This is a genomic window from Janthinobacterium sp. GW823-FHT06H09, from assembly GCF_058794735.1.
In genome coordinates this window covers 36,526-58,483 of sequence record NZ_JBXAHC010000005.1, presented here as the reverse complement: position 1 = coordinate 58,483, position 21,958 = coordinate 36,526, and the positions used below count along the sequence as shown (strand labels likewise).

Genomic DNA, 21,958 nt, shown 5'->3' with positions numbered 1-21,958 from the left:
GATCAAGCCTCGCCTTTCTCGTCTTTACCTATCAGCAATTTGGTGTCGCTCAGGTACATATGGCGCGGCACTTGCAGGTTGTCCGGCGCCGGCTTGTTCTTGAACACGCGGCCTGCCATGTCGAAGGTGGAGCCGTGGCAAGGGCACAGGAAGCCGCCTTCCCAGTCATCGGGCAGCGATGGTTGCGGGCCGGGGGCAAATTTCGAGGAAGGGGAGCAGCCCAGATGGGTGCAGATGCCGACGGCGACGAGAATTTCAGGCTTGATCGAGCGCCATTCGTTCATGCAATACGACGGCGTGAATTCGGCGGGGTTGCGCTGGGAATTGGCGTCGGCGACTTTGCCGTCGGTCTTTTTCAGCGACGCGACCATTTCCGGCGTGCGCTTGAGGATCCAGACCGGCTTGCCGCGCCATTCGACGGTGCGCATTTCGCCGGGTTGCAAGGTGGTGATGTCTACTTCGACCGGCGCGCCAGCCGCTTTCGCGCGCTCCGACGGCTGGAAGGTGCTTACCAAGGCTCCCGCGGTTGCCAATCCAACTACACTGCCCGCCGCGCACGTGGCGACGAGCAAGCCGCGACGGCCTGAATCGACCTGCTTTTCGTTACTCATGCAAACCCCAATCAGTCAAAATGCGAATCTTTATTATGAGTGGCAGCCGCGAAAAACCCGTCGCCGAAGCTCTATCCCACTGATTGCCGCAACCCGCATCTTTGTACGGTAAAGTGGCAACATCCCTGCGGAACTTCGGACTATGGCGCAGCCCGTGCCAGTTTCTTGTTGATTATCCGGAAGTGAAAAAGCCACTTCTGGCAACCGCAAATTATAAGTGAAGCAAACAACGAATAAAACAAAAACGTTGCTTGTACCATAATTTATATACTTTTGCAGGAGGTGGCTAGTTCTTTCGAACTAGATGCGCGCGGCTGTGCACGAATTGGTCCTGCCGGCAACCACAAGTTGGTATCCCCAGGAATCAATAGTATGATCGGCATGTTTTTATATCTATCCGAAGGAGAAATTCATGGCAATGATGAAGGAATTTAAAGAATTTGCAATGAAAGGCAACGTCGTCGATCTGGCGGTCGGTGTCATTATCGGCGGCGCCTTCGGCAAGATTGTCGATTCCTTGGTGCAAGACGTGATCATGCCGCCTATCGGCCGTATTTTCGGCGGCCTCGATTTCGCCAATTACTATCTGCCCCTGAATGGACAGGCGACGACGATGACCCTGGTGGAAGCGAAAAAAGCGGGCGCCGTGCTGGCCTACGGTAACTTCCTCACCATTTTGCTCAACTTCATCATTCTTGCCTTTATCATCTTCCAGATGGTGCGCCTGATGAACAAGGCCCGCCGCAGCGAACCGGTCGCGCCGGCCCCGGCACCGGCCACGCCGGAAGACATCGTGCTGCTGCGTGAAATCCGCGACTCCCTGCAGCAGAACGCACGCAACAGCAACAATCTGGCAAAATAAGCCGTTCCGGCACCGGCCGGCTGACCTGGGCAGAGAACTGTATGCGACGATTCTGGTTATTGTTTGCGCAAACCGTGACGATCGCGTTGGCGCTGTACTTTGTGTACGGCGCGCTGCGCCCGGCCAGCCGGGTACAGCAGCTGGGCTCTCCCGCCAAGCCGGTGCCCGTGGTGGAAACGGCGTCGAGCAGCCTGGCGCCCGGTTCCTACCGCGACGCGGCGGCGCGCGCCATGCCCGCCGTCGTCAACATCCTCACCCTGCAAGTGCCCAAGCGCGGCGCCCATCCGCTGGCGCGCGATCCCTTCTTTAAACGTTTCTTCGGCGACCGCGACCCGGACGGCGAGGATGACGAGGACTTGAAAAACAGCCTCGGCTCGGGCGTCATCGTCAGCCATGAGGGCTATGTGCTGACCAACAACCACGTGGTCGAAGGCGCCGACGAAATCGAAGTGGTGCTCACGGATGGCCGCAAGGCGCCCGCCAAGGTGGTGGGCCTGGACCCGGAAACGGACCTGGCCGTGATCAAGATCAACCTCGACAAGCTGCCCGTCATCGTGCTGGGCCAGTCGGAACTGGCGCGCGTGGGCGACGTGGTGCTGGCCATCGGCAACCCGTTCGGCGTGGGCCAGACGGTGACCATGGGCATCATCTCCGCTCTGGGCCGCAACAACCTGCACATCAACAGCTTTGAAAACTTCATCCAGACGGATGCGGCGATTAACTTCGGCAATTCGGGCGGCGCCCTGGTCGATACGCGCGGCAACTTGATCGGCATCAATACGGCGATTTACTCGCAAAGCGGCGGCTCCGTCGGCATCGGCTTCGCCATTCCCGTTTCGACGGCCAAGACCGTGATGGAAGCCATCATCAAGGATGGTCACGTGGTGCGCGGCTGGATCGGCGTGGAAACGCAGGACATCACGCCCGAGCTGGCGCAAAGCTTCAACCTGCAGCGCACCAGCGGCGCCATCATCGCCGGCGTGGTGCGCAACGGCCCGGCCGACAAGGCGGGCATTGTGCCCGGCGATATCCTGCTGACGGTGCAAGGCAAGCCCGTCGGCGACACGACGGAAATGCTCAACCTGATCGCCCAACTGCCGCCCGGCGAAAAAGCTAAAATGACGGTGCTGCGCAAGAATCGCGAAGCGGCACTCGACGTGATGGTGGGCAAGCGCCCCATCCCGAAAGAGCTTTCCAAATAGTTGCTGATCGGAATTTGACACATGCATGTGCGTGATTTGACCCAATTTTTACGTGAACTGAGCGACAACAACAACCGTCCCTGGTTTGTCATGAACAAGCCCCGCTACGACATCCTGCGCGAGGAATTCCTTGCGCTGGTGACGTCGCTGATCGGCGAGCTGGGCAAGTTCGATCCGGCCGTGAAATACTGCAATCCGAAGAAGGCCTTGTTCCGCATCAACCGCGACGTACGTTTCGCGCACGACAAGAGCCCGTATAAAACGCGTTTTTCGGCCGCCATCGCGCCGAACGACATGCGCCGTCCCAGCAAGGCGGGCGGTCCCACGTATTATCTGCAGATCGATGGCCAGGGCAACCTGCTGTTCGGCGCCGGCGAATACATGCCGCCGCCGGGCCGCCTGAAGGCGCTGCGCGAACACATGGTCAACGACGCGCCAGGTTTTTCCAAAGTGCTGAAAAATAAGCGCTTGAAGGCCCGTTTCGGCACCATCCAGAACGAGGGCAAGCTGCAGCGCCCGCCCAAGGGCTTCGAGGCGGACGCCGAACATATCGAATTCATCAAGCTGAAAAGCTTTTTTGTCTGGACTGAAGTGCCGCTGCCCGTGAACGCACCCGAGAAACTGCTGCCGACCCTGGCGGAAGGCTTGAAGGATGCGTGGCCGCTGGTCGAGTGGATGCGCGGCGCGAAAGAGCCGGAGGAAGTCACCGAGTAATTGCCGAAGGAGCACATGATGGCACTGGAGCACGCAAGTTCAGGACAGGTGATCGAGGTGCTGCGCAGGGATGGCGACGACCTGTCGCAGTTTTCCGCCATCGCGCTGGCCAGGACGGATGAACTGGAATTGATCCGCATGTGCATGCCCAAGGGCAAGACCATGCCCGAGCATCATGTGCTCGGTGAAATCACCTTGCTGTGCCTGCAAGGGCAGGTGGCGGTGACGGCGCATGGCGGCGAGCACCTGCTGGGGCCGGGGCAGATGCTGTACCTGCTCGGCGGCCAGGCGCACGCGCTGGAAGCGCGCGCAGACAGTTTATTGCTGCTCACCATACTCATGCACAAGGCGGGCCGCTAGGCGCCGCCCGGTTTATTCTCAGGCCGCCTCGGCGCGCGGATCGCGCGACAGCAACTGCTGCACCATCACGTGCGGCAAATCGCCATCGAACAGCACGCCGGCCACCGCATTGGTGATCGGCATGTCGACGCCCATGCGGCGCGCCAGTTCGCGTACGGCCTTGGCGCACGGCACGCCTTCGGCCACGTGACCGAGTTCGGCCACGATGGTATCGAGGGCTTTGCCTTGCGCCAGGCCCAGGCCGACCCGGCGGTTGCGCGACAGGTCGCCCGTGCACGTCAGAATCAAGTCGCCCATGCCCGTCAAGCCCATGAACGTTTCCGCCTGACCACCCAGGGCCGTGCCCAAGCGCGTGATTTCCGCCAGCCCACGCGTGATCAGCGCGGCGCGCGCATTCAAACCCAGGCCCAGGCCGTCGGCCACGCCCGTGGCAATCGCCAGCACGTTCTTGACGGCGCCGCCCACTTCCACGCCTACCAGGTCTTCGCTCGCATACACGCGGATGGTGCCGCCATGCAAGGCCGAGACGACGGCGCCGCGCAAGGTGGCGCTATGCGAGGCGATGGTCAGCGCGCATGGCAAGCCGCGCGCCACTTCCTGCGCGAACGAGGGACCGGACAGGGCGCCGCCGGGGATATTGTCGCCCAGCACTTCCTGCACGATCTGGTGCGGCAGCAAGCCCGTGCCGCCTTCAAACCCCTTGCATAGCCACACCAGGCTGCCGATGGCCTTGTCTTTCAGCTGATGCAGCATGGGCCGCAAGCCCGCCACGGGACAGGCGGCGATCAGGAGACCATGCTCGCCGCCGGCATGCGCGACGGCGGCGTCGAAATCGGCGCTGATGCGCAGCTGCGGCGGCAAAGGAAAGCCCGGTAAATAACTGTTTTCACCGCTGGCGGCCATGGCGGACATGGCCTCGCCGTTGCGGCCCCACAGCAGCACGTCGTGGCGGCCGGCCAGGGCCATGGCCACGGCCGTGCCCCAGGCGCCGGCGCCGAGGATGGTGATCTTGCGGGGCAGGGCCTTGGCGGCGGGAGATGTATCTGGAGAAACTTGCATGCAACCTCAGTGGGGCGGAAGAAACGGGTGCGGCGCCCGGGCCGGTCGCCGGTGCGCAGGGCGGGGCTTACAGGCCCCACACTTCGCTGGTCTTGACGTAGCCGCTCTGGCCATCCTTGTGGCGCACCTTGACCCAGCCGGAGCTCGGTTGCTCGCTCATTTCCAGCAGCACACCCTTGTCGACGAGGATGATGGCGGAGGCGGTGTCGTCGGGGCTGGCGCGCACCTTGAGGTTCGCGGCGCGCGCCACGACGTTGCGCTTGGCGGACAAGCCCTTGGCTTCCGTCCAGGCCATTTCGCCGCTGGCGTCGCGCACCTTGACCCAGTCGCCGTAGCTGAGCACGACTTCCAGCGGCATGCCGCGCGGCGCCACGTACAGCTTGCCGCCCTTTGAGGACGGCGCGTCATACAGGATGACGGGGGTCGCGCCCACCGTCTTGAAATCGACGGCGTGGCTGGCGGCGGTCGCCAGCAACAGTACGGCGCCGGCCATCCAGCGGAACTTGCTCAAGAGCGCACTTTTCAACATGATATTTTGAACCTTAACGAAACACGGCGGCCAGGCCGCCGTGTCAGGCCAGCCTTGACGGCCGGCGGGGTCTTGCAAGAGCTTAGTGCGTTTCGCTGGCTGCTGGTGCTGCTGCAGCGGCGTCAGCAATAGCTTGCAGACGTTGTTGGTAGAACACTTCGAAGTTGATCTCGGCCAGGTGCACTGGCGGGAAGCCGGCACGGGTGATCACGTCGGCGATGTTGGCGCGCAGGTAAGGGTAGATGATGTTCGGGCAGCCGATTCCCAGCAGCGGATCGAGTTGATCGGCAGGAATATTGCGTGCTTCGAAGATACCGGCTTGCTTGCCTTCGACCAGGAAAGCGACTTTATCGCCGACTTTGGCGGTGACGGTGATGGTCACGGTGGCTTCGAAGATGCCGTCGGCCAGAGGTGCAGCGCCCACGTCCAGAGCTACTTCGATCGCTGGCGCTTCTTGTTCCAGGAAAATAGCTGGGGAATTTGGTTGTTCCAGCGACATGTCTTTCAGGTAGACGCGTTGGATTTGGAAGACTGGTTGCAGGTTTTCGTCAGACATGGAACGCTTTCGTTGTAAAGGACAAGAACGGCACACCGTTCAAATATGGTGCTTGCGGTATTCAAACCGCGCCGGATAGGCGCGGCCAGATCAGGTGCGAGGGCAATTGTATCAAAACAATACGACAAAAAACCAAGCAATTTCTCGAACCCGCTTTATATCAGGCTGCCGTGCCATTTAACAAGGGGTCGAGCTTGCCAGCTTGATCGAGCGCATACAAATCGTCGAATCCGCCCACGTGGGTGTCGCCCACATAGATTTGCGGCACCGTGCGGCGGCCCGTGCGTTCCATCATCTTGATGCGCTCTTCCGGGTCGAGGTCGACGCGGATCTTTTGCACGGCGACGCCCTTGGCTTCCAACAGGCGCTCGGCGCGCACGCAATACGGGCACACGGCGGTGCTATACACAATTACGTGGACGGTCATGATGATTCCTTCTAGTTAAATGCCGGCTTACTTCGCCAGCGACAGGGTTTTCAATGGCAAACCCTGCTTTTTCCATTCGTCGAGGCCGCCTTCCAGGCTTGTTGCCTCAGCGAAACCGGCTTTGCCCAGCAGGCCGACGGCGGTTGCCGAACGCGAACCTTTCTGGCAAACCACTACAATGGGGCGCGTTTTGAATTTTTCCAGCTCGCCCAGGCGTTTTGCCAGTTCCGGCAGCGGAATATTTTTTGCGTCAGGCAAGTGGCCCGTAGCGAATTCTTCCGCGCTGCGCACGTCGACGATGATGGTCTTGCCACGGTTGATCAGTTGCGTGACTTCCAGCACGGTCGCGCGCTTGCCGCGCATCGACAGCAGTGGCCAGAGGAGGGCGCCGCCGGAAATAATGACGATGGCAAACAGAAAAATGTGGTCGATAATGAATTTCACGTAGGGTCCAATGGTTTAAGTCAATCCGCGCATTATAAAATAGAAGCTGGACGAGGTCTTTTTACGTTTTGCTTTTTTGATTTGAACCCCTTGAGAAGATAGAACTATGTACAAAATCGTTTTCATGCGTCACGGCGAGTCCACCTGGAACCTCGATAACCGCTTCACCGGCTGGACCGACGTCGATCTGACGGAAAAGGGCGTCAACGAAGCCAAGGCCGCCGGCCAGATCCTCAAGCAGGAAGGTTTTACGTTCGACGTGGCCTACACTTCCGTCCTGAAGCGCGCCATCCGCACCCTGTGGCTGGCGCTCGACGAGATGGACATGATGTATTTGCCGATCAAGAACGACTGGCGCTTGAACGAGCGTCACTACGGCGCCCTGCAAGGCCTGGACAAGGGCGAGACAGCCGCCAAGTATGGCGACGAGCAAGTACTGGTGTGGCGCCGCAGCTACGACACGCCGCCGCCGCCGCTGGAAGCGAACGACGACCGTGCCTCGTACAACGACCCGCGCTATGCCGGCTTGCCGAAAGCGGCTATCCCGCTGACCGAATGCCTGAAAGACACCGTGGCGCGCGTGATGCCGGCCTGGGATGAGGAAATCGCCCCGGCCATCCGCGCCGGCAAGAAAATCATCATTTCGGCCCACGGCAACAGCCTGCGCGCGCTGATCAAGATGCTCGATGGCATCAGCGACAGCGACATCGTCGGCCTGAACATCCCGAACGGCCAGCCGCTCGTGTATGAACTGGATGCCGACCTGAAACCGATCCGTCATTACTACCTGGGCGACCCGGCAGCGATTGCGGCAGCGCAAGCTGCCGTGGCGAACCAAGGGAAGGCCAAGTAACTTGTTGTCTTTCTTCCGCGGCACAGCGATCGCCCCCTCTGCTGAACGACCCCTGCCGGCGTGGCGCGCCGGCGCCATGCTGTGCGCAGCGCTGCTCTTCTCGAGCGGTGCCGCACAGGGTGCCAAGCCCACCGAACGCAGCAAGCAGAAAGCGGCCGCGGAAGCACAACGTGCTGGATTGCAACAAAAGCTGACGGCGCTCAAGCGCGACATCAGCCGCACGGAAAGCGCCAAGGATGACGCGGCCGATACCCTGGCCGAGTCGGAAGAGGCCATTTCCAACGCCAACCGCGCCTTGCGCGACCTGGCGCAGGAACAAAGCGAGACGGGCGTGAAGCTGACGGCGCTGGGGCAGGAGCACCAGCAGCTGACGGCCACCGTCGAGAAACAAAAGACGCAGCTGTCAAAGTTGCTGCGTGAACAATATGTCGCCGGCAACGAAGACCGCATCAAGCTGCTCTTGTCGGGCGATAACCCGAACCGCATCAACCGCGACTTGCAACTGATGGCGTATGTGTCGCAGGCGCAGGCGCGCCTGCTCGATGCCTTGCGCGCCAACTTGCTGGCCGTGGAGAAAAACCAGGCGGACGCGCAGAACGCCAAGGATGAGCTGGAAGAAATCGCGCAGGAAGAGCGCGACCAGAAGGCCTTGCTGGTGCAGGAGAAGGCGCGCCGTGCCGCCTTGCTGACGAGCTTGTCGCAGCGCCTGGTGGCGCAGCGTAAGGAAGTGGGCAATGTCGAGCGCGACGAACAGCGCATGGGCAACCTGGTCGACAAGCTGGCGAAACTGATCGAAGAGCAAGCCGCGGCCGCCGCGGCCGAAAAGAAACGCCAGCAATTGCTGGCCGAGCAGCGCGCCGCCGCCAAGGCCGCCGCTGATGCCAGGATTGCCGCGGAAAAACGCGAACGCCTGCTGGCCGCGCGCGCCAAGGCCGCCCAGGCGCAGGCCGAACGCGAACGCCTTGCGAAAGAGCAACAAAATAAATCGGGCAAGATCAAGCCGCAGACGCCGCCAGCGCCGCCCGTGAAGCTCGAACCGATCGACGACGACGAGCCGCCGCAAGTGGCCAAGGTGGCGCCGAAACCCGAGCCGAAGCCGGAACCGGAGCCGGAACGCCCAAGCCTGGGCCCGGCCGCGCCGGCCGGCGCCTTTGCCAGCATGAAAGGGCAGCTGCGCGCGCCCGTGGCGGGCAAGATCGCCGCCCGCTTCGGCAGCAAGCGCGGTGACGGCCCCAGCTGGAAGGGCGTGTTCATCCGCACGGGCGAAGGCAGCGAAATCCACGCCATCGCCGGCGGCCGCGTCGTGTTTTCCGACTGGCTGCGCGGTTTCGGCAATTTGATCATCGTCGACCATGGCGGCCAGTACATGAGTATTTATGGCAATAACCAATCCTTGCTGAAACGCGTGGGCGATGCCGTCAAGGGCGGCGACGCCATTGCCAGCGCGGGCAACAGCGGCGGCAACGAGGAATCAGGGCTATACTTTGAATTGCGTCATCAGGGCCGCGCCTTCGACCCCGCCACCTGGGTGAAGTTTTAAGTTCCCACCATTGCTGCGGCAGCAAAATTGTAGATTGCGAAGAATACATGGGTATCAAAGTCAAAAGTATCGGCCTGATCGGTCTGGGCGTACTGGCCGGCATCGGCATGTCGCTGCAGTTCCCGGCCGTGGCGCAGAAAATCACGAATGCCCCGCTGCCGCTCGACGAGCTGCGCCAGCTGTCCGACGTCTTCGGCCTGATCAAGACCGATTACGTCGAGAAGGTGGAAGACAAGAAACTCTTGACGGAAGCCATTTCCGGCATGGTGTCCTCGCTGGACCCGCATTCCGTCTATCTCGATAAGAATGCCTTCAAGGAAATGCGCGAAAGCGTGCAGGGCAAGTTTGTCGGCATCGGCATCGAAGTGAGCATGGAAGACGGCTACGTGAAAGTCGTCTCGCCCATCGAAGACAGCCCCGCCGCCAAGGCCGGCATCCAGGCGGGCGATTTCATCACCCGCCTCGACAATCTGCCGCTGAAGGGCATGCAGCTGGAAGAAGTCATCAAGAAGATGCGCGGCCAGCCGGGCAGCAAGCTGGTGCTGACCATGTCGCGCAAGGGTGAAAGCAAGCCGCTGGTCTTCCCCATCGTGCGCGAGGAAATCCGTGTGCAGAGCGTGAAGGCCAAGATGGTCGCGCCCGGCTATGCCTGGCTGCGCATCGCCCAGTTCCAGGAACCGACCGTCGATGACATGGTCAAAAAGATCAACGCGCTGTATGCGCAAGACCCCAAGCTCAAGGGCCTGGTGCTGGACTTGCGCAACGATCCCGGCGGCGTCGTGCCGGGTGCGATCGGCGTGGCGACGGCATTTCTTCCGGGGAATTCCGTGATCGTCTCGACCAAGGGCCAGTTGCCCGAGTCGAAACAGGTGTTCTATGGCCGCCGCGAATTTTATGCGCCGCCGGGCGCCAAGGCCGACCCGCTGGCCAAGCTGCCGGCCGCGCTGAAAACCGTGCCGCTGGTGGTGCTGGTCAATGCCGGTTCCGCGTCCGCCTCGGAAATCGTCGCCGGCGCCTTGCAGGATTACCAGCGCGCCACCGTCATCGGCACGCAGACGTTCGGCAAGGGTTCCGTGCAAACCTTGCGCCAGATCACGGCCGACACGGCCGTCAAGCTGACGACGGCGCGCTACTACACGCCGAAAGGCCGGGCCATCCAGGCGCGCGGCATCGTGCCCGACCTGCTGGTCGATGAAACGGCCGAAGGCGACGGCTGGAACAGCCTGCGCGTGCGCGAAGCGGATCTGGAAAAACACTTGAGCAGCGACGATGGCAAGCCGGAAGCGGCCAAGCCGACGATGGAAGGCATGCAGGATCAATTGGAAGAAGAGCAGCGCCTGATCGCCACGGCGAAAAAACGCAAGCCGCTCGAATACGGCGCCAAGGACGATTTCCAGCTGCAACAAGCCCTGAACCACTTCCAGGGCTTGCCGGTGCAACTGGCCAAGGTGGACCCGAAGGTGGAGAAGATCGGCGCCAAGCCGGAAATCGCTTCCGACATCAAGGCCGATGACAAGAAGATTCCCGTGCGCAAACCGTAGTCGCCGCCATGAACGACGCCCAACTGCTGCGCTATTCGCGCCACATTCTGTTAGACGAGATCGGCATCGAAGGCCAGCAAGCCTTGCTCGATGCGCATGTGCTGGTGATCGGCGCGGGCGGGCTCGGCTCGCCGGCGGCCATGTACCTGGCCGCCAGCGGCGTCGGCAAGCTGACCCTGGTCGATGACGATGCGGTCGACCTGACCAATCTGCAGCGCCAGATCGCCCACACGACGGCCCGCGTGGGCCAGCCGAAAGTGCTGTCGGCGCGCGAAACCTTGACCGGCATCAATCCCGAGATAGCCATCATCGCCTTGCAGGAGCGCCTCGACGGCGCGCGCCTGGCCGAACTGGTCTGCTCCAGCACGGTGGTGCTCGACTGCACCGACAACTTCGCCACGCGCCACGCCGTCAACCGCGCCTGCGTGGCGGCTGGGGTGCCGCTGGTATCGGGCGCCGTGATCCGTTTCGACGGGCAAGTGAGCGTGTTCGACCCGCGCACGGGCACGCAACCCTGTTATTCCTGCCTGTTTCCGCAGGAGCAGCAGTTCACGGACGAGGCGTGCTCGACCATGGGCGTGTTCGCGCCGCTGGTGGGCGTGGTGGGCGCCATGCAGGCGGCCGAGGCCTTGAAACTGATCATGGGCGTGGGTGCATCCTTGGCCGGGCGCCTGCTGCTGCTCGACGGCTTGCACATGGAATGGAGCAGCATGCGCGTCGCGCGCGACCCCGGCTGCGCCGTTTGCGGTGAAGTGGTCTTGCCCGCCTGACGGCCGCCGCACAAATTTTTCCCCCATATGACAGGCTTTGTCATATTTCCGCTTTATACTCTGCTCTCATTACTCACCTTCTTCTCTCTTTCATATGCAAAACGCAGCAAACCATCCGATACGCCAGCGCCGCGCGCGCGGCTTCACTTTGATCGAAATCATGGTCGTGGTGGTGATCATGGGCATCCTTGCCTCGCTGGTGGTGCCCAAGCTGATCGCCCGCACGGGCGAGTCGAAAGTGGCGGCGGCGAAAGTCGACATCGCCACCGTGATGCAAGCCTTGAAACTGTATCGCCTGGATAACCAGCGCTACCCGACCACCGAGCAGGGCTTGCAGGCGCTGATCGAAAAACCGACCACGGGACCGGCCGCGAATGGCTGGAAAGCGGGCGGCTATCTGGAAAAGATGCCGAAAGATCCATGGGGCAATCCTTACCAGTACCTGTCGCCGGGCGTGAAGGGCGAAGTTGACCTGATCTCGCTGGGCGCCGACGGCCAGCCTGGCGGTAGCGGGGACGATGCCGATATCGGTTCCTGGGAACTGTAAGTTTTCCATTGCATGCCTGCCATGACCACCGGTCGCGCACTGCCCCGGCCACGCGCCAGCGGCTTCACGCTGATCGAGCTGCTGGTGGTGATGGTCATCATCGGCGTCACCCTGGGCCTGGTGTCGCTGAATGCCATGCCGAACGGCCAGCAGGCGCTGCAAAAGGAAGCCGAGCGCATCGCCCTGCTGCTGCAGCTGGCGCGCGATGAAGCCATCGTGCGCAGCCGGCAAGTGGCGTTCGAGGCGGACGAAAATCAATACCGTTTCCTGGTCCTCAATGAAAAGCTGTGGCAACCCGTGACGCAGGACGATTTGCTGCGCGAGCGCGCGTTTGCGAATACCCCCATGCTGCTCAGCGTGCAGCCATCGAATAGCGTGGCCCAGCCGCTGCGCATCATCTTCGGCCGCGAACCGGTCGACAAGCCTTTCGTGCTGACCCTGGCCAGCGGCGAGCGCAGCGTGGCCATCCGCGCCGACGGCATCGGCCACTTCACGGTCGAGCAATGATGCGGCGCTCGTTTCGCCGCCAGCGCGGCTTCACCTTGCTGGAAGTACTGGTCGCCCTCGTCATCGTCGGCACGGCCCTGGGCGCCTCCTTGCGCGCCGTGGGCAGCCTGACGCAGAACAGCGACGGCTTGCGCAGCGCCATGATGGCCACCTGGTCGGCGGAAAACCACCTGGTGCGCTTGCGCCTGGCGAAGACGTTCCCGCAGACGGGCAAGCGCACGGTCGACTGCCCGCAGGGCGACTTAAAACTCATCTGCGAGGAAGAAGTGGTGGCCACGCCGAATCCCCGCATCCGCCAGGTGCGCGTCAACGTATATGACGTGCAATATCCGGCCCGGCGCATCGTGCGCCTGGTCTTGCTTTCCTTTAACGACTGATGGCGCGCCGCCCCGTCCCTGCTGGTGGTTTCACGCTGATCGAGCTGCTCGTGGCGATCGGCATCCTGGCCATGGTCGCCGTATTGGGCTGGCGCGGCCTGGACAGCATCATGCGTTCGCGCGAAGTGCTGACCAGCCAGCTCGAGCAGGCGCGCGGCATGCAGCTGGCGTTTGCCCAGATGCAAAGCGATTGCGATCACCTGGCCGGCGCCGGCCAGAACAACAATCTGCTGAATGGCCGCACCAACCTGACAGCCGAGACCGACCGCCTGACCCTGGTGCGCCTGGCCGCGTCGGAGCAGGAGCCGCAGCAGTTGCAAGTGGTCACTTACCGCCTGCGCGGCGGCGTGCTGACGCGGCGCGAGTCGAACGGCACGCGCGACCTGGCCGTGCTCGACACCCTGTGGCAGGCGGCGCGCGACGATACCGATACCTCCAGCGCCGACGTGACCCTGATGCGCGGCGTCGACAGCATGGTCATGCGCGGCTGGAACAATGGCGCCTGGAACGTGCTGACGGCGGGCGCCACCATCTCCACGCAAGTGCCGGGTCTGGAAGTGACCTTGCAGATGCCGGGCCAGGATGCGGGCCTGTCCAAAGTCTTTTTATTGGGACCGGGATGAAGCCGTTTACTCGCCCCGTGCGCCAGCGCGGCGTGGCTGTCATCACGGCCCTGCTGCTGACGGCGCTGGCCATTACCGTCGTCGCCAGCCTGTTCTGGCAGCAGCAGGTGCAGGTGCGCTCGATGGAAAACCAGCGCCTGCGCCTGCAGACGCAGTGGGCCATGCGCGGCATGGTCGACTTCGCCCGCTTCTGGCTGCGCCAGGACAATCCCATGCTGACGGCGCTCGATGGCGTCTGGGCCACACCCATCGAGGAAGCGCGGCTCGACGATTACGTGGACCGCGAAAAGGTCGACACGGAGAAATTCGACGCCACCGTCTCGGGCCGCGCGCTCGATGCGCAGGCGCGTTTCAATATCACCAACCTGGCCACCGCGACGGGCATCGTCAGCCAGCCCAACGTGCAGGCATACCAGCGCTTGCTGGCTAACTTGCAGCTCGATAGTTCCCTGGCGCAGGCGACGGCAGATGCCGTGCTGCGCGCGCGGCCGAAACCACGCACCGCCGACAGCGGCGCCGACGGCAAGACGCCCGCCGCCAAGCCCGCCACGGGCGGCGGCAGCGAACCGGTGGCGTTCACGCAGGTCGAGGATTTGCTGGCCGTGCCCGGCTATACGCCGCAGGCCATCGAGAAGCTGCGCGACTTCGTCATCGTCCTGCCGGAGCTCACGCCCGTGAACGTGAATACGGCGCCGGCCGAGGTGCTGGCGGCCGTGACGATGATGTCCTTGTCCGAGGCCAGTGCCCTGACCTTGAGCAATCCGCGTAAAAAGTTTGTCGATAAGTTAAATTTCCAGAATAATATTAATGCTGCACTGATTGAGGGTGTCGAGCTTGACGTGAAGAGCCGCTACTTCCTTACCGTCATCCGCGTGCGGCTGGACCGTGCCGCCCTCGATGCCGTGGCGCTCGTCAATCGAAAAACGGATCCGCAACGCACCACCAGCCTGGTCTGGCTGCGGGAAAATTAACAGCTGAAAGCGAGTCACTTTGACAATATTGTACATCCGTCACACGGCCAAGGCGTCCACCGACAGCGCGCCCGCCTGCTCCTTCGTGCTGGCCGGCGATGGCGGCGCCTTGCTGCAGCAGGGCAGCGCGCCGCTGGGCAGCCTGGGCCAGCTGATCGCCGGCGCGAAGCAGGTGGTGCTGCTGCTGGCGGCGGCCGACGTGACCCTGCTGCGCCTGAAAACCCCGCCGCTGGCCGGCGCCCGTTTGCGCGCGGCCTTGCCGGGACTGGTGGAAGAACACATCCTCGGCGACGCCCAGGATTGCCTGCTGGCCGCCGGCGCGCCCGACGCGTCCGGCATGCGCACGGTGGCCGTGGCGCAGCGCGCCTGGGCCGAGGTACTCGTGAAAGCCTTGCTGGCGCAGGGCGCGCGCAAGGTGGCGCTGCTGCCTTCGCAGCTGTGCCTGCCCTTGCAGCCGGGCAGCGTGACGGCATCCTTGCACGCGGCCGGCGACGGCCTGGAACTGGCCTTGCGCCAGGCGCCGCAAGAGGGCCTGGGCCTGGTCTTGCCGGCCCAGCCGCAGCAGGCGCTGCTGACGACGCGCGCGTTTGCCGGCGACGTGCCCCTGACGGTCTATGTGGCGCAGGCCGAGTTGGCGCAGTATCAACAGCTGGCCGCCGACATGGATGGCGTGACGGTGGAATCCGACCACTGGGCGCACTGGATCGCCGGCGCCAGGGGCGCGGGACTGGACCTGGCGCCTGCGCTGGGCACGGCGACGGGATCGGCCACCGAGTGGCGGCGCTGGCGCTGGCCGCTGCGCTTGGCGCTGCTGGCCGTGGTCGTCAACCTGGCCGGCATGAATATCGAATGGATGCGCTTGAAGCGCGAGGCCGCCACCGTGCGCACCTCGATGCAGCAAACCTTCAAGGCCGCGTATCCGAACGAAGCGCCCGTGTATGGGCTGGAAGCTGAGCAGATGCGGCGCAATATCGCCGCCGCCCGCCTGCAAAGCGGGCAGGCAAGCATGGATGACTTCACCAGCATGAGCGCGGCCCTGGGCGAGGCGCTGGGCGGCCTGGCCGGACGCGGCGTGGTGGCCTCGCTGGAATACCGCGAGCGCAGCCTGATCGTCAAGCTGAAGCCGGACATGGTCGACGCCAGCGCCCAGGCGCAGGTGCGCGACGGCCTGGCCGCGCGCAAGCTGGCCTTGAATGAAACGGCGCCTGGCGTGTGGAAAATCACGCCGGCCACGGGAGCAAAAGCATGAGTGCAGCAGTGAACAAGGCGCGCGCCGCGTGGATGGTCAAGCAGCAGGCCGTGCAGGCCTTCTGGGCCGAGCGCACGCAGCAGGAGCGCAAGCTCTTGAGCATCGGCGGCGTGGTGGCGGGGCTGGCCCTCGTCTATGCCGTGTTTTTCGAGCCGGCCTGGACGGGCCGCATCGCCTTGCAAAAGAGCTTGCCCGAGCTGCGCCAGAATGCGGCCCAGTTGCAGGCGCTGGCGCGTGAAGCGGGCGAACTGGCGCGCCAGGCGCCCGTGCAGGTGGCACCCATGAGCCGCGACAGCCTCGACGCCTCGCTCAAGGCGCGCGGCCTGGCGCCGCAATCGCTGTCGCTGACGGGAGAGTATGCGCGCGTGCAGTTGAACGGCGTGCCGTTCGCCAGCGTCATGCTGTGGCTGGACGGCTTGCGCCGCGAAGGCCGCATCGCCGTGCAGGAAGCGAAGATCACGGCGCAGACGGTGCAGAACAAGGCGGTGGCTGGCCTGGTCGACGCCAGCCTGACCCTGCACCAGAGCCCGAGCGCGTCACGATGATGCGCCTGCTTGGCTGGCTGCTGGCCATCATCGTCAGCGTCTGCGTCACCCTGCTGGTGTTTTTCCCGGCCAGCTGGGTCGCTGGCATCGTGGAAAAGCAGACGGGCGGACGTTTGACCTTGGGCGACGCGCAAGGTACCCTGTGGCGCGGCTCGGCCTTTATCGGCGGGGCGGCCAGTGCGAACGGCGCCGTGACGCCCCTGCTGCCGGGGCGTTTCAGCTGGCGCATTTCTCCCTCGGTGCTGTGGGGATCGGCGGACGTGGAACTGCAGAACCCGCAGGCGCTGTCGCAGCCGGTGAACCTGCGCGGCTCGTGGTCGCACTGGCAAGTCAGCCCGGCAGCCCTGCTGCTGCCGGCCGATGGCCTCGGCGGTCTCGGTGCGCCGTTAAATACCGTGGCGCCGACGGGCAGCATGCGCCTGTCGTGGAGCACCTTGCAGCTGGCCCTGGAGCAGCGGCAGTTTTCCGCCATCGGCCGTACCACCCTGCAGATGACGGACATGGCCTCGCGCCTGTCGTCCTTGCGTCCGCTGGGCAGCTACGAGCTCGATTTCGATTGGCAGGGGCAGCAGGCGACGTTGACACTGCGCTCCATCAAGGGACCGCTGCTGCTTGACGGCAGCGGCAGCCTGCAACAGGGGCGCATGCAGTTTTCCGGCCAGGCCCAGGCCGCAGCAGGATATGAAGAGACCTTGGCGAGTTTGTTGAATTTGCTGGGACAGCGCCGTAGCAATAGCGAAAAAAACATCATCGCCTTAGAGTTCAGACAATGAAAAAACCATCCGTGAGCCCAATTACCTCCTCCTTCTCGCTGCGCCGCCTGTCGGCCGCCGCCTTGCTGTGCTGTTCCGTGGCCGGCATGCCAGCGCCCGTCTGGGCCGCGCCCGGCGATGAGGCGGCGCTCAATTTCGTCGGCGCCGACATCGAATCGGTGATCAAGGCGGTGGGCCATTACACCAACATCAATTTCGTCATCGACCCGCGCGTCAAGGGCACGATCACCCTGGTGTCGGAAAAATCGATCAGCAAGACGCAGGCGTTCGGGCTGCTGGCTTCCGCGCTGCGCCTGCAGGGCTACGCGGTGGTCTCCGGCGACGGCTATGCGAAAGTGGTGCCCGAAGCGGACGCCAAGCTGCAATCGGTGCCGACCCAGGTGGGCAACGGCAGCAGCCAGGTGAAGGGCGACCAGATCGCTACCCAGGTGTTTTACCTGAACTACGAATCGTCGGCCAACCTGCTGGCCGTGCTGCGCCCCCTGATTTCGCCGAACAACACGATCAACGCCAACCCGGGCAACAACTCGCTGGTGATCACCGATTACGCCGATAACCTCAAGCGCCTGGCGAAGATCATCGCCGCGCTCGACGTGCCCGCCTCGACGGACCTGGACGTGATCCCCGTGCGCTATGCCATCGCATCCGACCTGGCCTCGATGGTGAACAAACTGATGGAAGGCGGAAATGCGGGCGCCGCCGCAGGGGCAGACGCGGGCAAGGTCTCCGTGCTGGCCGACCCGCGCACCAATTCGCTGGTGCTGCGCGCGCCGTCGGCGGCGCGCGCCAACCTGGCCAAGTCGCTGATCTCGAAGCTGGACCAGCCCACCACGCAGCTGGGCAATGTGCACGTGGTGTACCTGAAAAATGCGGACGCCACCAAGCTGGCGCAGACCCTGCGCTCGGTGGTGACGTCGGACGGCACGGCCGCCACGGCGCAGCAGGGCGTCGGCAACCAGAATACGAATAACCAGATCAGCCAGAACAACAGCGGCATGAACAGCACTGGCCTGGGCGGCAATACGCAAAGCGGCACCACGGGCGGCGCATCGCTGAGCAACGGGCCGCAGCAGCTGTCGTCGGGCGGGGCGGCCGGTTTCATCCAGGCCGATGCTTCTACCAACACCCTGATCCTGACCTGCAACGAAGCCGTCTACCGCAACCTGCGCGCCGTGATCGACCAGCTCGACGTGCGCCGCGCCCAGGTCTACATCGAGGCGCTGATCGTCGAAGTGACGTCGGCCAAGGCGTCCGAATTCGGCGTGCAGTGGCTGGGGCTTTCCGGCGACAGCACCAGCAACTACCGCGTGGGCGCGCTGCAGTCGTTCGCCAGCGGCACCACCAACAACATCGGCGCCATCGCCACGGGCGGCGGCAAGGTCTTGCCGACGGGCGGCCTGACCTTGGGCATCTTCAAGCAGATCAACGGCGCGCTGGGCCTGGGCGCCGTGGCGCATGCGCTGGAATCGGACGGCAACGCCAACATCCTGTCGACGCCGAACCTGATCACCCTGGACAACGAGCTGGCGACCATCAAGGTGGGCCAGAACGTGCCTATCCTGACGGGCCAGTACACGAGCACGGCCGGCACCAACACGAATCCGTTCCAGACCATCGACCGCAAGGAAGTGGGCCTGACTCTGAAGGTGCGTCCGCAGATTTCCGAAGGCGGCACGATCAAGCTGGGCATCTATCACGAGACGTCGAGCGTGGACAAATCCACGGCGTCGGCCGTCAGCGGCATTACCATCAACAACCGCGTGATCGAAAACAATGTGCTGGCCGACGATGGCCAGATCATCGTGCTCGGCGGCCTGATCGAGGACAGCACGGGCGACAATGCCGAGAAGGTGCGCGGCCTGGGCGATATTCCCGTGCTGGGCAACCTGTTCAAGTACCAGACGCGCGAGCGCAAGAAAACCAATCTGATGATCTTCCTGCGCCCCGTCATCGTGCGCAACAAGGAGCAGAGCGGCAGCCTGGCGGCCGACCGCTACGACTACATGCGCTCGGCCGAGACGGCCGCCGTGCCGGCCACGGGCAACCTGATGCTGAAAGACCTCGGTACGCCCGTGCTGCCGGCCCTGCAGGATGGCCAGCCCGTGGGCGGCAACATGGTGACGCGTCCCGTGCCGCCGGCACCGACGCCGCCGCCAGGCGCGCCGGCCAATGCCGCTACGCCGCCGCAGCCGCTGCTGCAGCAGTATCAGCAACAGCCGCAGAAGTGATGGGGCAGTCATGAGCAATCTGCTTCCCTACGCCTACGCGCGCGATTTCGGCCTGCTGGCCCGGCCCGGCGCCGTCGACGGCGCCCCCGTCGAGGTACTGGTGGCCGCATCGACGGCGCCGGCGGCGATTGCCGAAGTGTCGCGCCGTTTCGGCCAGATTCAATTGACGGTGCTGCCGCGCGGCGAGCTCGATGCGGCCATTGCCGGCGCCTACGCGGGCGGCGGCGGCGATGCGTCGCAGATGGCCGATGAATTCGACGCCGACCTCGATCTCACCAAGCTGCTGCAGGACGTGCCGGCCATCGAGGACTTGCTCGAATCGTCAGACGACGCGCCCGTCATCCGCATGATCAACGCGCTGCTGACGCAGGCGCTGCGCGAAGGCGCGTCCGACATCCATATCGAGCCGTTCGAGCAAACGTCTGTCGTGCGCTTCCGCATCGACGGCAGCCTGCGCGACGTGGTGCGTCCCCGCAAAGCCATCCACGGCTCGCTGATCTCGCGTATCAAGATCATGGCGCAGCTCGACATCGCGGAAAAACGCCTGCCGCAGGACGGCCGCATCACCCTGCGCGTGGGCGGCAAACCCGTCGACGTGCGCGTCTCGACCCTGCCCACGGGACATGGCGAACGGGCCGTATTGCGCTTGCTGGACAAGGAAGCGGGCCGCCTCGACCTGCAGCACCTGGGCATGAGCGCGCCCATGCTGGCGCAGTTCGATGGTCTGATCACGCAGCCGCACGGCATCGTGCTCGTCACCGGTCCCACCGGCTCGGGCAAGACGACGACCTTGTATGCGGCGCTGTCGATGCTCAACGCCACGACGACGAATATCCTGACGGTGGAAGACCCGATCGAGTACGACCTGGCCGGCGTGGGCCAGACCCAAGTCAATCCGCGCATCGACATGACCTTTGCCAAGGCGCTGCGGGCGATTTTGCGGCAGGATCCCGACGTGATCATGATCGGCGAGATCCGCGACCTGGAAACGGCGCAGATCGCCGTGCAGGCGTCGCTGACGGGCCATCTGGTGCTGGCGACCCTGCACACGAACGACGCCTCGGCGGCCGTCACGCGTTTGCTCGACATGGGCATCGAACCGTTCCTGCTGTCGTCGTCGCTCTTGGGCGTGCTGGCGCAGCGGCTGGTGCGCAAGTTGTGCGGCGCGTGCAAGACCTTCGATGGCCAGTACTGGCAGGCGGTCGGCTGCGAGCATTGCGGCCAGACGGGCTACCAGGGCCGCGTGGGCGTATATGAATTGCTGCGCACGACGGAGCAGATCCGCGCGCAGATCCACAACCGCGCGTCGGAAGCGGAAGTGCGCGCCGTCGCCCTGCAGGACGGCATGACGAGCATGCGCGACGATGGCGAACGCTGGCTGCGCGACGGCACCACCACGCAGGCCGAATTGCTGCGCGTGACCAAAGACTAGGCCCGCCACCATGCCCGCATTCCGCTATGAAGCCGTCGACGCCCAGGGCGCTACCCGCAAGGGCGTGCTCAATGCCGACAGTCCCCGTTCCGCGCGCGCCGAGTTGCGCGTGCAAGGCCTGGTGCCGCTGGCCGTCGAAGCGATCGCCGCGCAGGTCGACGCCGCCGGCGTCACCAGGCGGCGCGGCTTCGGCGAGCGCCTGTCCAGCACCGAGCTGGCGCTGTTTACGCGCCAGCTGGCCAGTTTGCTGGAAGCGGGCCTGCCGCTGGAGCAGGCGTTTTCCGCGCTGCTGGAACAGGCCGAGCGGCCGTATCTGCGCGACCTGATCGCCTCGATCCGCTCCGAAGTGATCGGCGGCGCCGCGTTCTCCGACGTGCTGGCGCGCCATCCGCGCGATTTCGCCGAGATTTACCGGGCACTGGTGGCGTCGGGCGAGCAGATCGGCCATTTGTCGCGCGTGCTCTCGCGCCTGGCCGACTATATCGAGCGGCGCAATGCGCTGGTGCAGAAGGTCAAGCTGGCGTTTACCTATCCGGCCATCGTCACGGTGGTGGCGTTTTCCATCGTCATTTTCCTGCTCACCTACGTGGTGCCGCAGATCGTCTCCGTGTTCGCCAATACCAAGCAAAAGCTGCCCATGCTGACCGTGATCATGCTGGCGCTGTCGGACTTCGTGCGCAACTACGGCATCGTCGTGGCCATTGCGCTCGCCGGCGCCTGGTTCGCCTGGCGCCGCGCGCTGCAGCAGCCGGCATTGAAACGGCGCTGGCATACCTGGCTGCTGACGGCGCCTTTGTACGGCAAGTTCGAACGCAGCCTGAATACGGCGCGCTTTGCCAGCACCCTGGCCATTACCACGGGTTCCGGCGTGCCTATCCTGCGCGCGCTCGACACCAGCCGCGACACCTTGACCAACGTGGCGATGCAGGAACTGGTGAGCGATGCCAGCGGCGCCGTGCGCGAAGGCGTGAGCCTGGCGCGCGCGCTGTCGGCGCAAAAGCATTTTCCGCCCATGCTGATCCACATGATACGCGCGGGCGAAATCACGGGCGAGCTGCCGGCCATGCTGGAACGCGCGGCCAGCGCGCAGGAGCAGGACCTGGAGCGCCGCACGCTGACCATCGCGGGCCTGCTGGAGCCGGCCCTGATCCTGGCCATGGGCGTGGTGGTGCTGCTGATCGTGCTGGCCGTGCTGATGCCGATTATCGAAATCAATCAGCTCGTCAGATAAGAAAACC

Annotated in this window: 25 protein-coding genes; 19 read left to right on the top strand and 6 right to left on the bottom strand. The window is 64.0% G+C overall.

Annotated features, from left to right (window positions below; genetic code table 11):
- Positions 1 to 2: 2 nt before the first annotated feature.
- Positions 3 to 611: a ubiquinol-cytochrome c reductase iron-sulfur subunit gene (gene petA / locus AC1Q6X_RS09385; RefSeq protein ID WP_070313043.1), complete on the bottom strand. Its 609-nt coding sequence runs from the start codon at positions 609 to 611 to the stop codon at positions 3 to 5.
- Positions 612 to 1,023: 412 nt separating this feature from the next.
- Between petA and mscL the strand changes: the two genes are divergently transcribed.
- The 4 genes from mscL to AC1Q6X_RS09365 are packed head-to-tail and all read left to right on the top strand — an operon-like array spanning position 1,024 to position 3,749.
- Positions 1,024 to 1,473 carry a large conductance mechanosensitive channel protein MscL gene (gene mscL / locus AC1Q6X_RS09380; protein WP_070223752.1) on the top strand — a complete coding sequence of 150 codons (450 nt, stop codon included), beginning with the start codon at positions 1,024 to 1,026 and terminating at the stop codon, positions 1,471 to 1,473.
- A 41-nt stretch (positions 1,474 to 1,514) separates the two neighbouring features.
- A complete protein-coding gene (locus AC1Q6X_RS09375; protein WP_071650259.1) occupies positions 1,515 to 2,675 on the top strand; it encodes a Do family serine endopeptidase in 1,161 nt (386 codons plus the stop codon).
- Positions 2,676 to 2,696: 21 nt separating this feature from the next.
- Positions 2,697 to 3,389, top strand: a complete 693-nt coding sequence (locus AC1Q6X_RS09370) for a DUF2461 domain-containing protein (protein ID WP_070223756.1) — start codon at positions 2,697 to 2,699, stop codon at positions 3,387 to 3,389.
- 15 nt (positions 3,390 to 3,404) lie between these two features.
- On the top strand, positions 3,405 to 3,749 hold the full coding sequence (locus AC1Q6X_RS09365; RefSeq protein ID WP_230504142.1) for a cupin domain-containing protein: 345 nt from the start codon (positions 3,405 to 3,407) through the stop codon (positions 3,747 to 3,749).
- Between the two features lie 18 nt (positions 3,750 to 3,767).
- On the opposite strand, the gene AC1Q6X_RS09360 is transcribed toward AC1Q6X_RS09365, so the two are convergent.
- The 5 genes from AC1Q6X_RS09360 to AC1Q6X_RS09340 form a co-directional block, all read right to left on the bottom strand.
- Entirely contained in the window at positions 3,768 to 4,808 is a 1,041-nt protein-coding gene (locus tag AC1Q6X_RS09360; protein ID WP_492496598.1) for an NAD(P)H-dependent glycerol-3-phosphate dehydrogenase, read from the bottom strand.
- 67 nt (positions 4,809 to 4,875) lie between these two features.
- Positions 4,876 to 5,337: an SH3 domain-containing protein gene (locus AC1Q6X_RS09355; RefSeq protein WP_070223762.1), complete on the bottom strand. Its 462-nt coding sequence runs from the start codon at positions 5,335 to 5,337 to the stop codon at positions 4,876 to 4,878.
- 82 nt (positions 5,338 to 5,419) lie between these two features.
- Entirely contained in the window at positions 5,420 to 5,893 is a 474-nt protein-coding gene (gene secB / locus AC1Q6X_RS09350; protein ID WP_010394167.1) for a protein-export chaperone SecB, read from the bottom strand.
- A gap of 160 nt (positions 5,894 to 6,053) precedes the next feature.
- Positions 6,054 to 6,320, bottom strand: coding sequence for a glutaredoxin 3 (gene grxC / locus AC1Q6X_RS09345; RefSeq protein WP_492496595.1), 267 nt, complete (start codon positions 6,318 to 6,320; stop codon positions 6,054 to 6,056).
- A 27-nt stretch (positions 6,321 to 6,347) separates the two neighbouring features.
- Positions 6,348 to 6,764, bottom strand: coding sequence for a rhodanese-like domain-containing protein (locus AC1Q6X_RS09340; RefSeq protein WP_046681994.1), 417 nt, complete (start codon positions 6,762 to 6,764; stop codon positions 6,348 to 6,350).
- A 106-nt stretch (positions 6,765 to 6,870) separates the two neighbouring features.
- Between AC1Q6X_RS09340 and gpmA the strand changes: the two genes are divergently transcribed.
- The 15 genes from gpmA to gspF all read left to right on the top strand — a co-directional run bounded on the left by gpmA (position 6,871) and on the right by gspF (position 21,951).
- Positions 6,871 to 7,617: a 2,3-diphosphoglycerate-dependent phosphoglycerate mutase gene (gpmA, locus tag AC1Q6X_RS09335; protein ID WP_070313039.1), complete on the top strand. Its 747-nt coding sequence runs from the start codon at positions 6,871 to 6,873 to the stop codon at positions 7,615 to 7,617.
- A gap of 76 nt (positions 7,618 to 7,693) precedes the next feature.
- Complete coding sequence (locus AC1Q6X_RS09330; RefSeq protein WP_492496943.1) at positions 7,694 to 9,157, top strand: murein hydrolase activator EnvC family protein; 1,464 nt, start codon at positions 7,694 to 7,696, stop codon at positions 9,155 to 9,157.
- A gap of 47 nt (positions 9,158 to 9,204) precedes the next feature.
- Positions 9,205 to 10,698, top strand: a complete 1,494-nt coding sequence (locus AC1Q6X_RS09325) for a S41 family peptidase (RefSeq protein WP_070220891.1) — start codon at positions 9,205 to 9,207, stop codon at positions 10,696 to 10,698.
- Between the two features lie 8 nt (positions 10,699 to 10,706).
- Positions 10,707 to 11,468 carry a HesA/MoeB/ThiF family protein gene (locus AC1Q6X_RS09320; protein ID WP_492496592.1) on the top strand — a complete coding sequence of 254 codons (762 nt, stop codon included), beginning with the start codon at positions 10,707 to 10,709 and terminating at the stop codon, positions 11,466 to 11,468.
- Between the two features lie 94 nt (positions 11,469 to 11,562).
- Positions 11,563 to 12,015 carry a type II secretion system major pseudopilin GspG gene (gene gspG / locus AC1Q6X_RS09315; protein WP_070220887.1) on the top strand — a complete coding sequence of 151 codons (453 nt, stop codon included), beginning with the start codon at positions 11,563 to 11,565 and terminating at the stop codon, positions 12,013 to 12,015.
- Between the two features lie 12 nt (positions 12,016 to 12,027).
- Positions 12,028 to 12,522 carry a GspH/FimT family pseudopilin gene (locus AC1Q6X_RS09310; RefSeq protein WP_046681998.1) on the top strand — a complete coding sequence of 165 codons (495 nt, stop codon included), beginning with the start codon at positions 12,028 to 12,030 and terminating at the stop codon, positions 12,520 to 12,522.
- Complete coding sequence (gene gspI, locus AC1Q6X_RS09305; RefSeq protein ID WP_070289523.1) at positions 12,522 to 12,899, top strand: type II secretion system minor pseudopilin GspI; 378 nt, start codon at positions 12,522 to 12,524, stop codon at positions 12,897 to 12,899. Before AC1Q6X_RS09310 ends, gspI begins: the two co-directional genes overlap by 1 nt.
- Positions 12,899 to 13,522 carry a PulJ/GspJ family protein gene (locus AC1Q6X_RS09300; RefSeq protein WP_070220880.1) on the top strand — a complete coding sequence of 208 codons (624 nt, stop codon included), beginning with the start codon at positions 12,899 to 12,901 and terminating at the stop codon, positions 13,520 to 13,522. Before gspI ends, AC1Q6X_RS09300 begins: the two co-directional genes overlap by 1 nt.
- Positions 13,519 to 14,493: a type II secretion system minor pseudopilin GspK gene (gene gspK / locus AC1Q6X_RS09295; protein ID WP_099408042.1), complete on the top strand. Its 975-nt coding sequence runs from the start codon at positions 13,519 to 13,521 to the stop codon at positions 14,491 to 14,493. The genes AC1Q6X_RS09300 and gspK overlap by 4 nt, the downstream gene beginning before the upstream one ends.
- Positions 14,494 to 14,512: 19 nt before the next feature.
- Entirely contained in the window at positions 14,513 to 15,742 is a 1,230-nt protein-coding gene (gene gspL / locus AC1Q6X_RS09290; RefSeq protein WP_492496588.1) for a type II secretion system protein GspL, read from the top strand.
- Positions 15,739 to 16,287 carry a type II secretion system protein M gene (locus AC1Q6X_RS09285; protein WP_492496586.1) on the top strand — a complete coding sequence of 183 codons (549 nt, stop codon included), beginning with the start codon at positions 15,739 to 15,741 and terminating at the stop codon, positions 16,285 to 16,287. Before gspL ends, AC1Q6X_RS09285 begins: the two co-directional genes overlap by 4 nt.
- Positions 16,284 to 17,060, top strand: a complete 777-nt coding sequence (locus AC1Q6X_RS09280) for a type II secretion system protein N (protein WP_070313033.1) — start codon at positions 16,284 to 16,286, stop codon at positions 17,058 to 17,060. The genes AC1Q6X_RS09285 and AC1Q6X_RS09280 overlap by 4 nt, the downstream gene beginning before the upstream one ends.
- Entirely contained in the window at positions 17,057 to 19,288 is a 2,232-nt protein-coding gene (gene gspD / locus AC1Q6X_RS09275; RefSeq protein WP_492496584.1) for a type II secretion system secretin GspD, read from the top strand. Before AC1Q6X_RS09280 ends, gspD begins: the two co-directional genes overlap by 4 nt.
- 10 nt (positions 19,289 to 19,298) lie before the next feature.
- Positions 19,299 to 20,720, top strand: coding sequence for a type II secretion system ATPase GspE (gene gspE, locus AC1Q6X_RS09270; protein ID WP_070313032.1), 1,422 nt, complete (start codon positions 19,299 to 19,301; stop codon positions 20,718 to 20,720).
- 10 nt (positions 20,721 to 20,730) lie between these two features.
- Positions 20,731 to 21,951, top strand: a complete 1,221-nt coding sequence (gene gspF, locus AC1Q6X_RS09265) for a type II secretion system inner membrane protein GspF (RefSeq protein ID WP_492496582.1) — start codon at positions 20,731 to 20,733, stop codon at positions 21,949 to 21,951.
- The last annotated feature ends 7 nt before the right edge of the window (positions 21,952 to 21,958 follow it).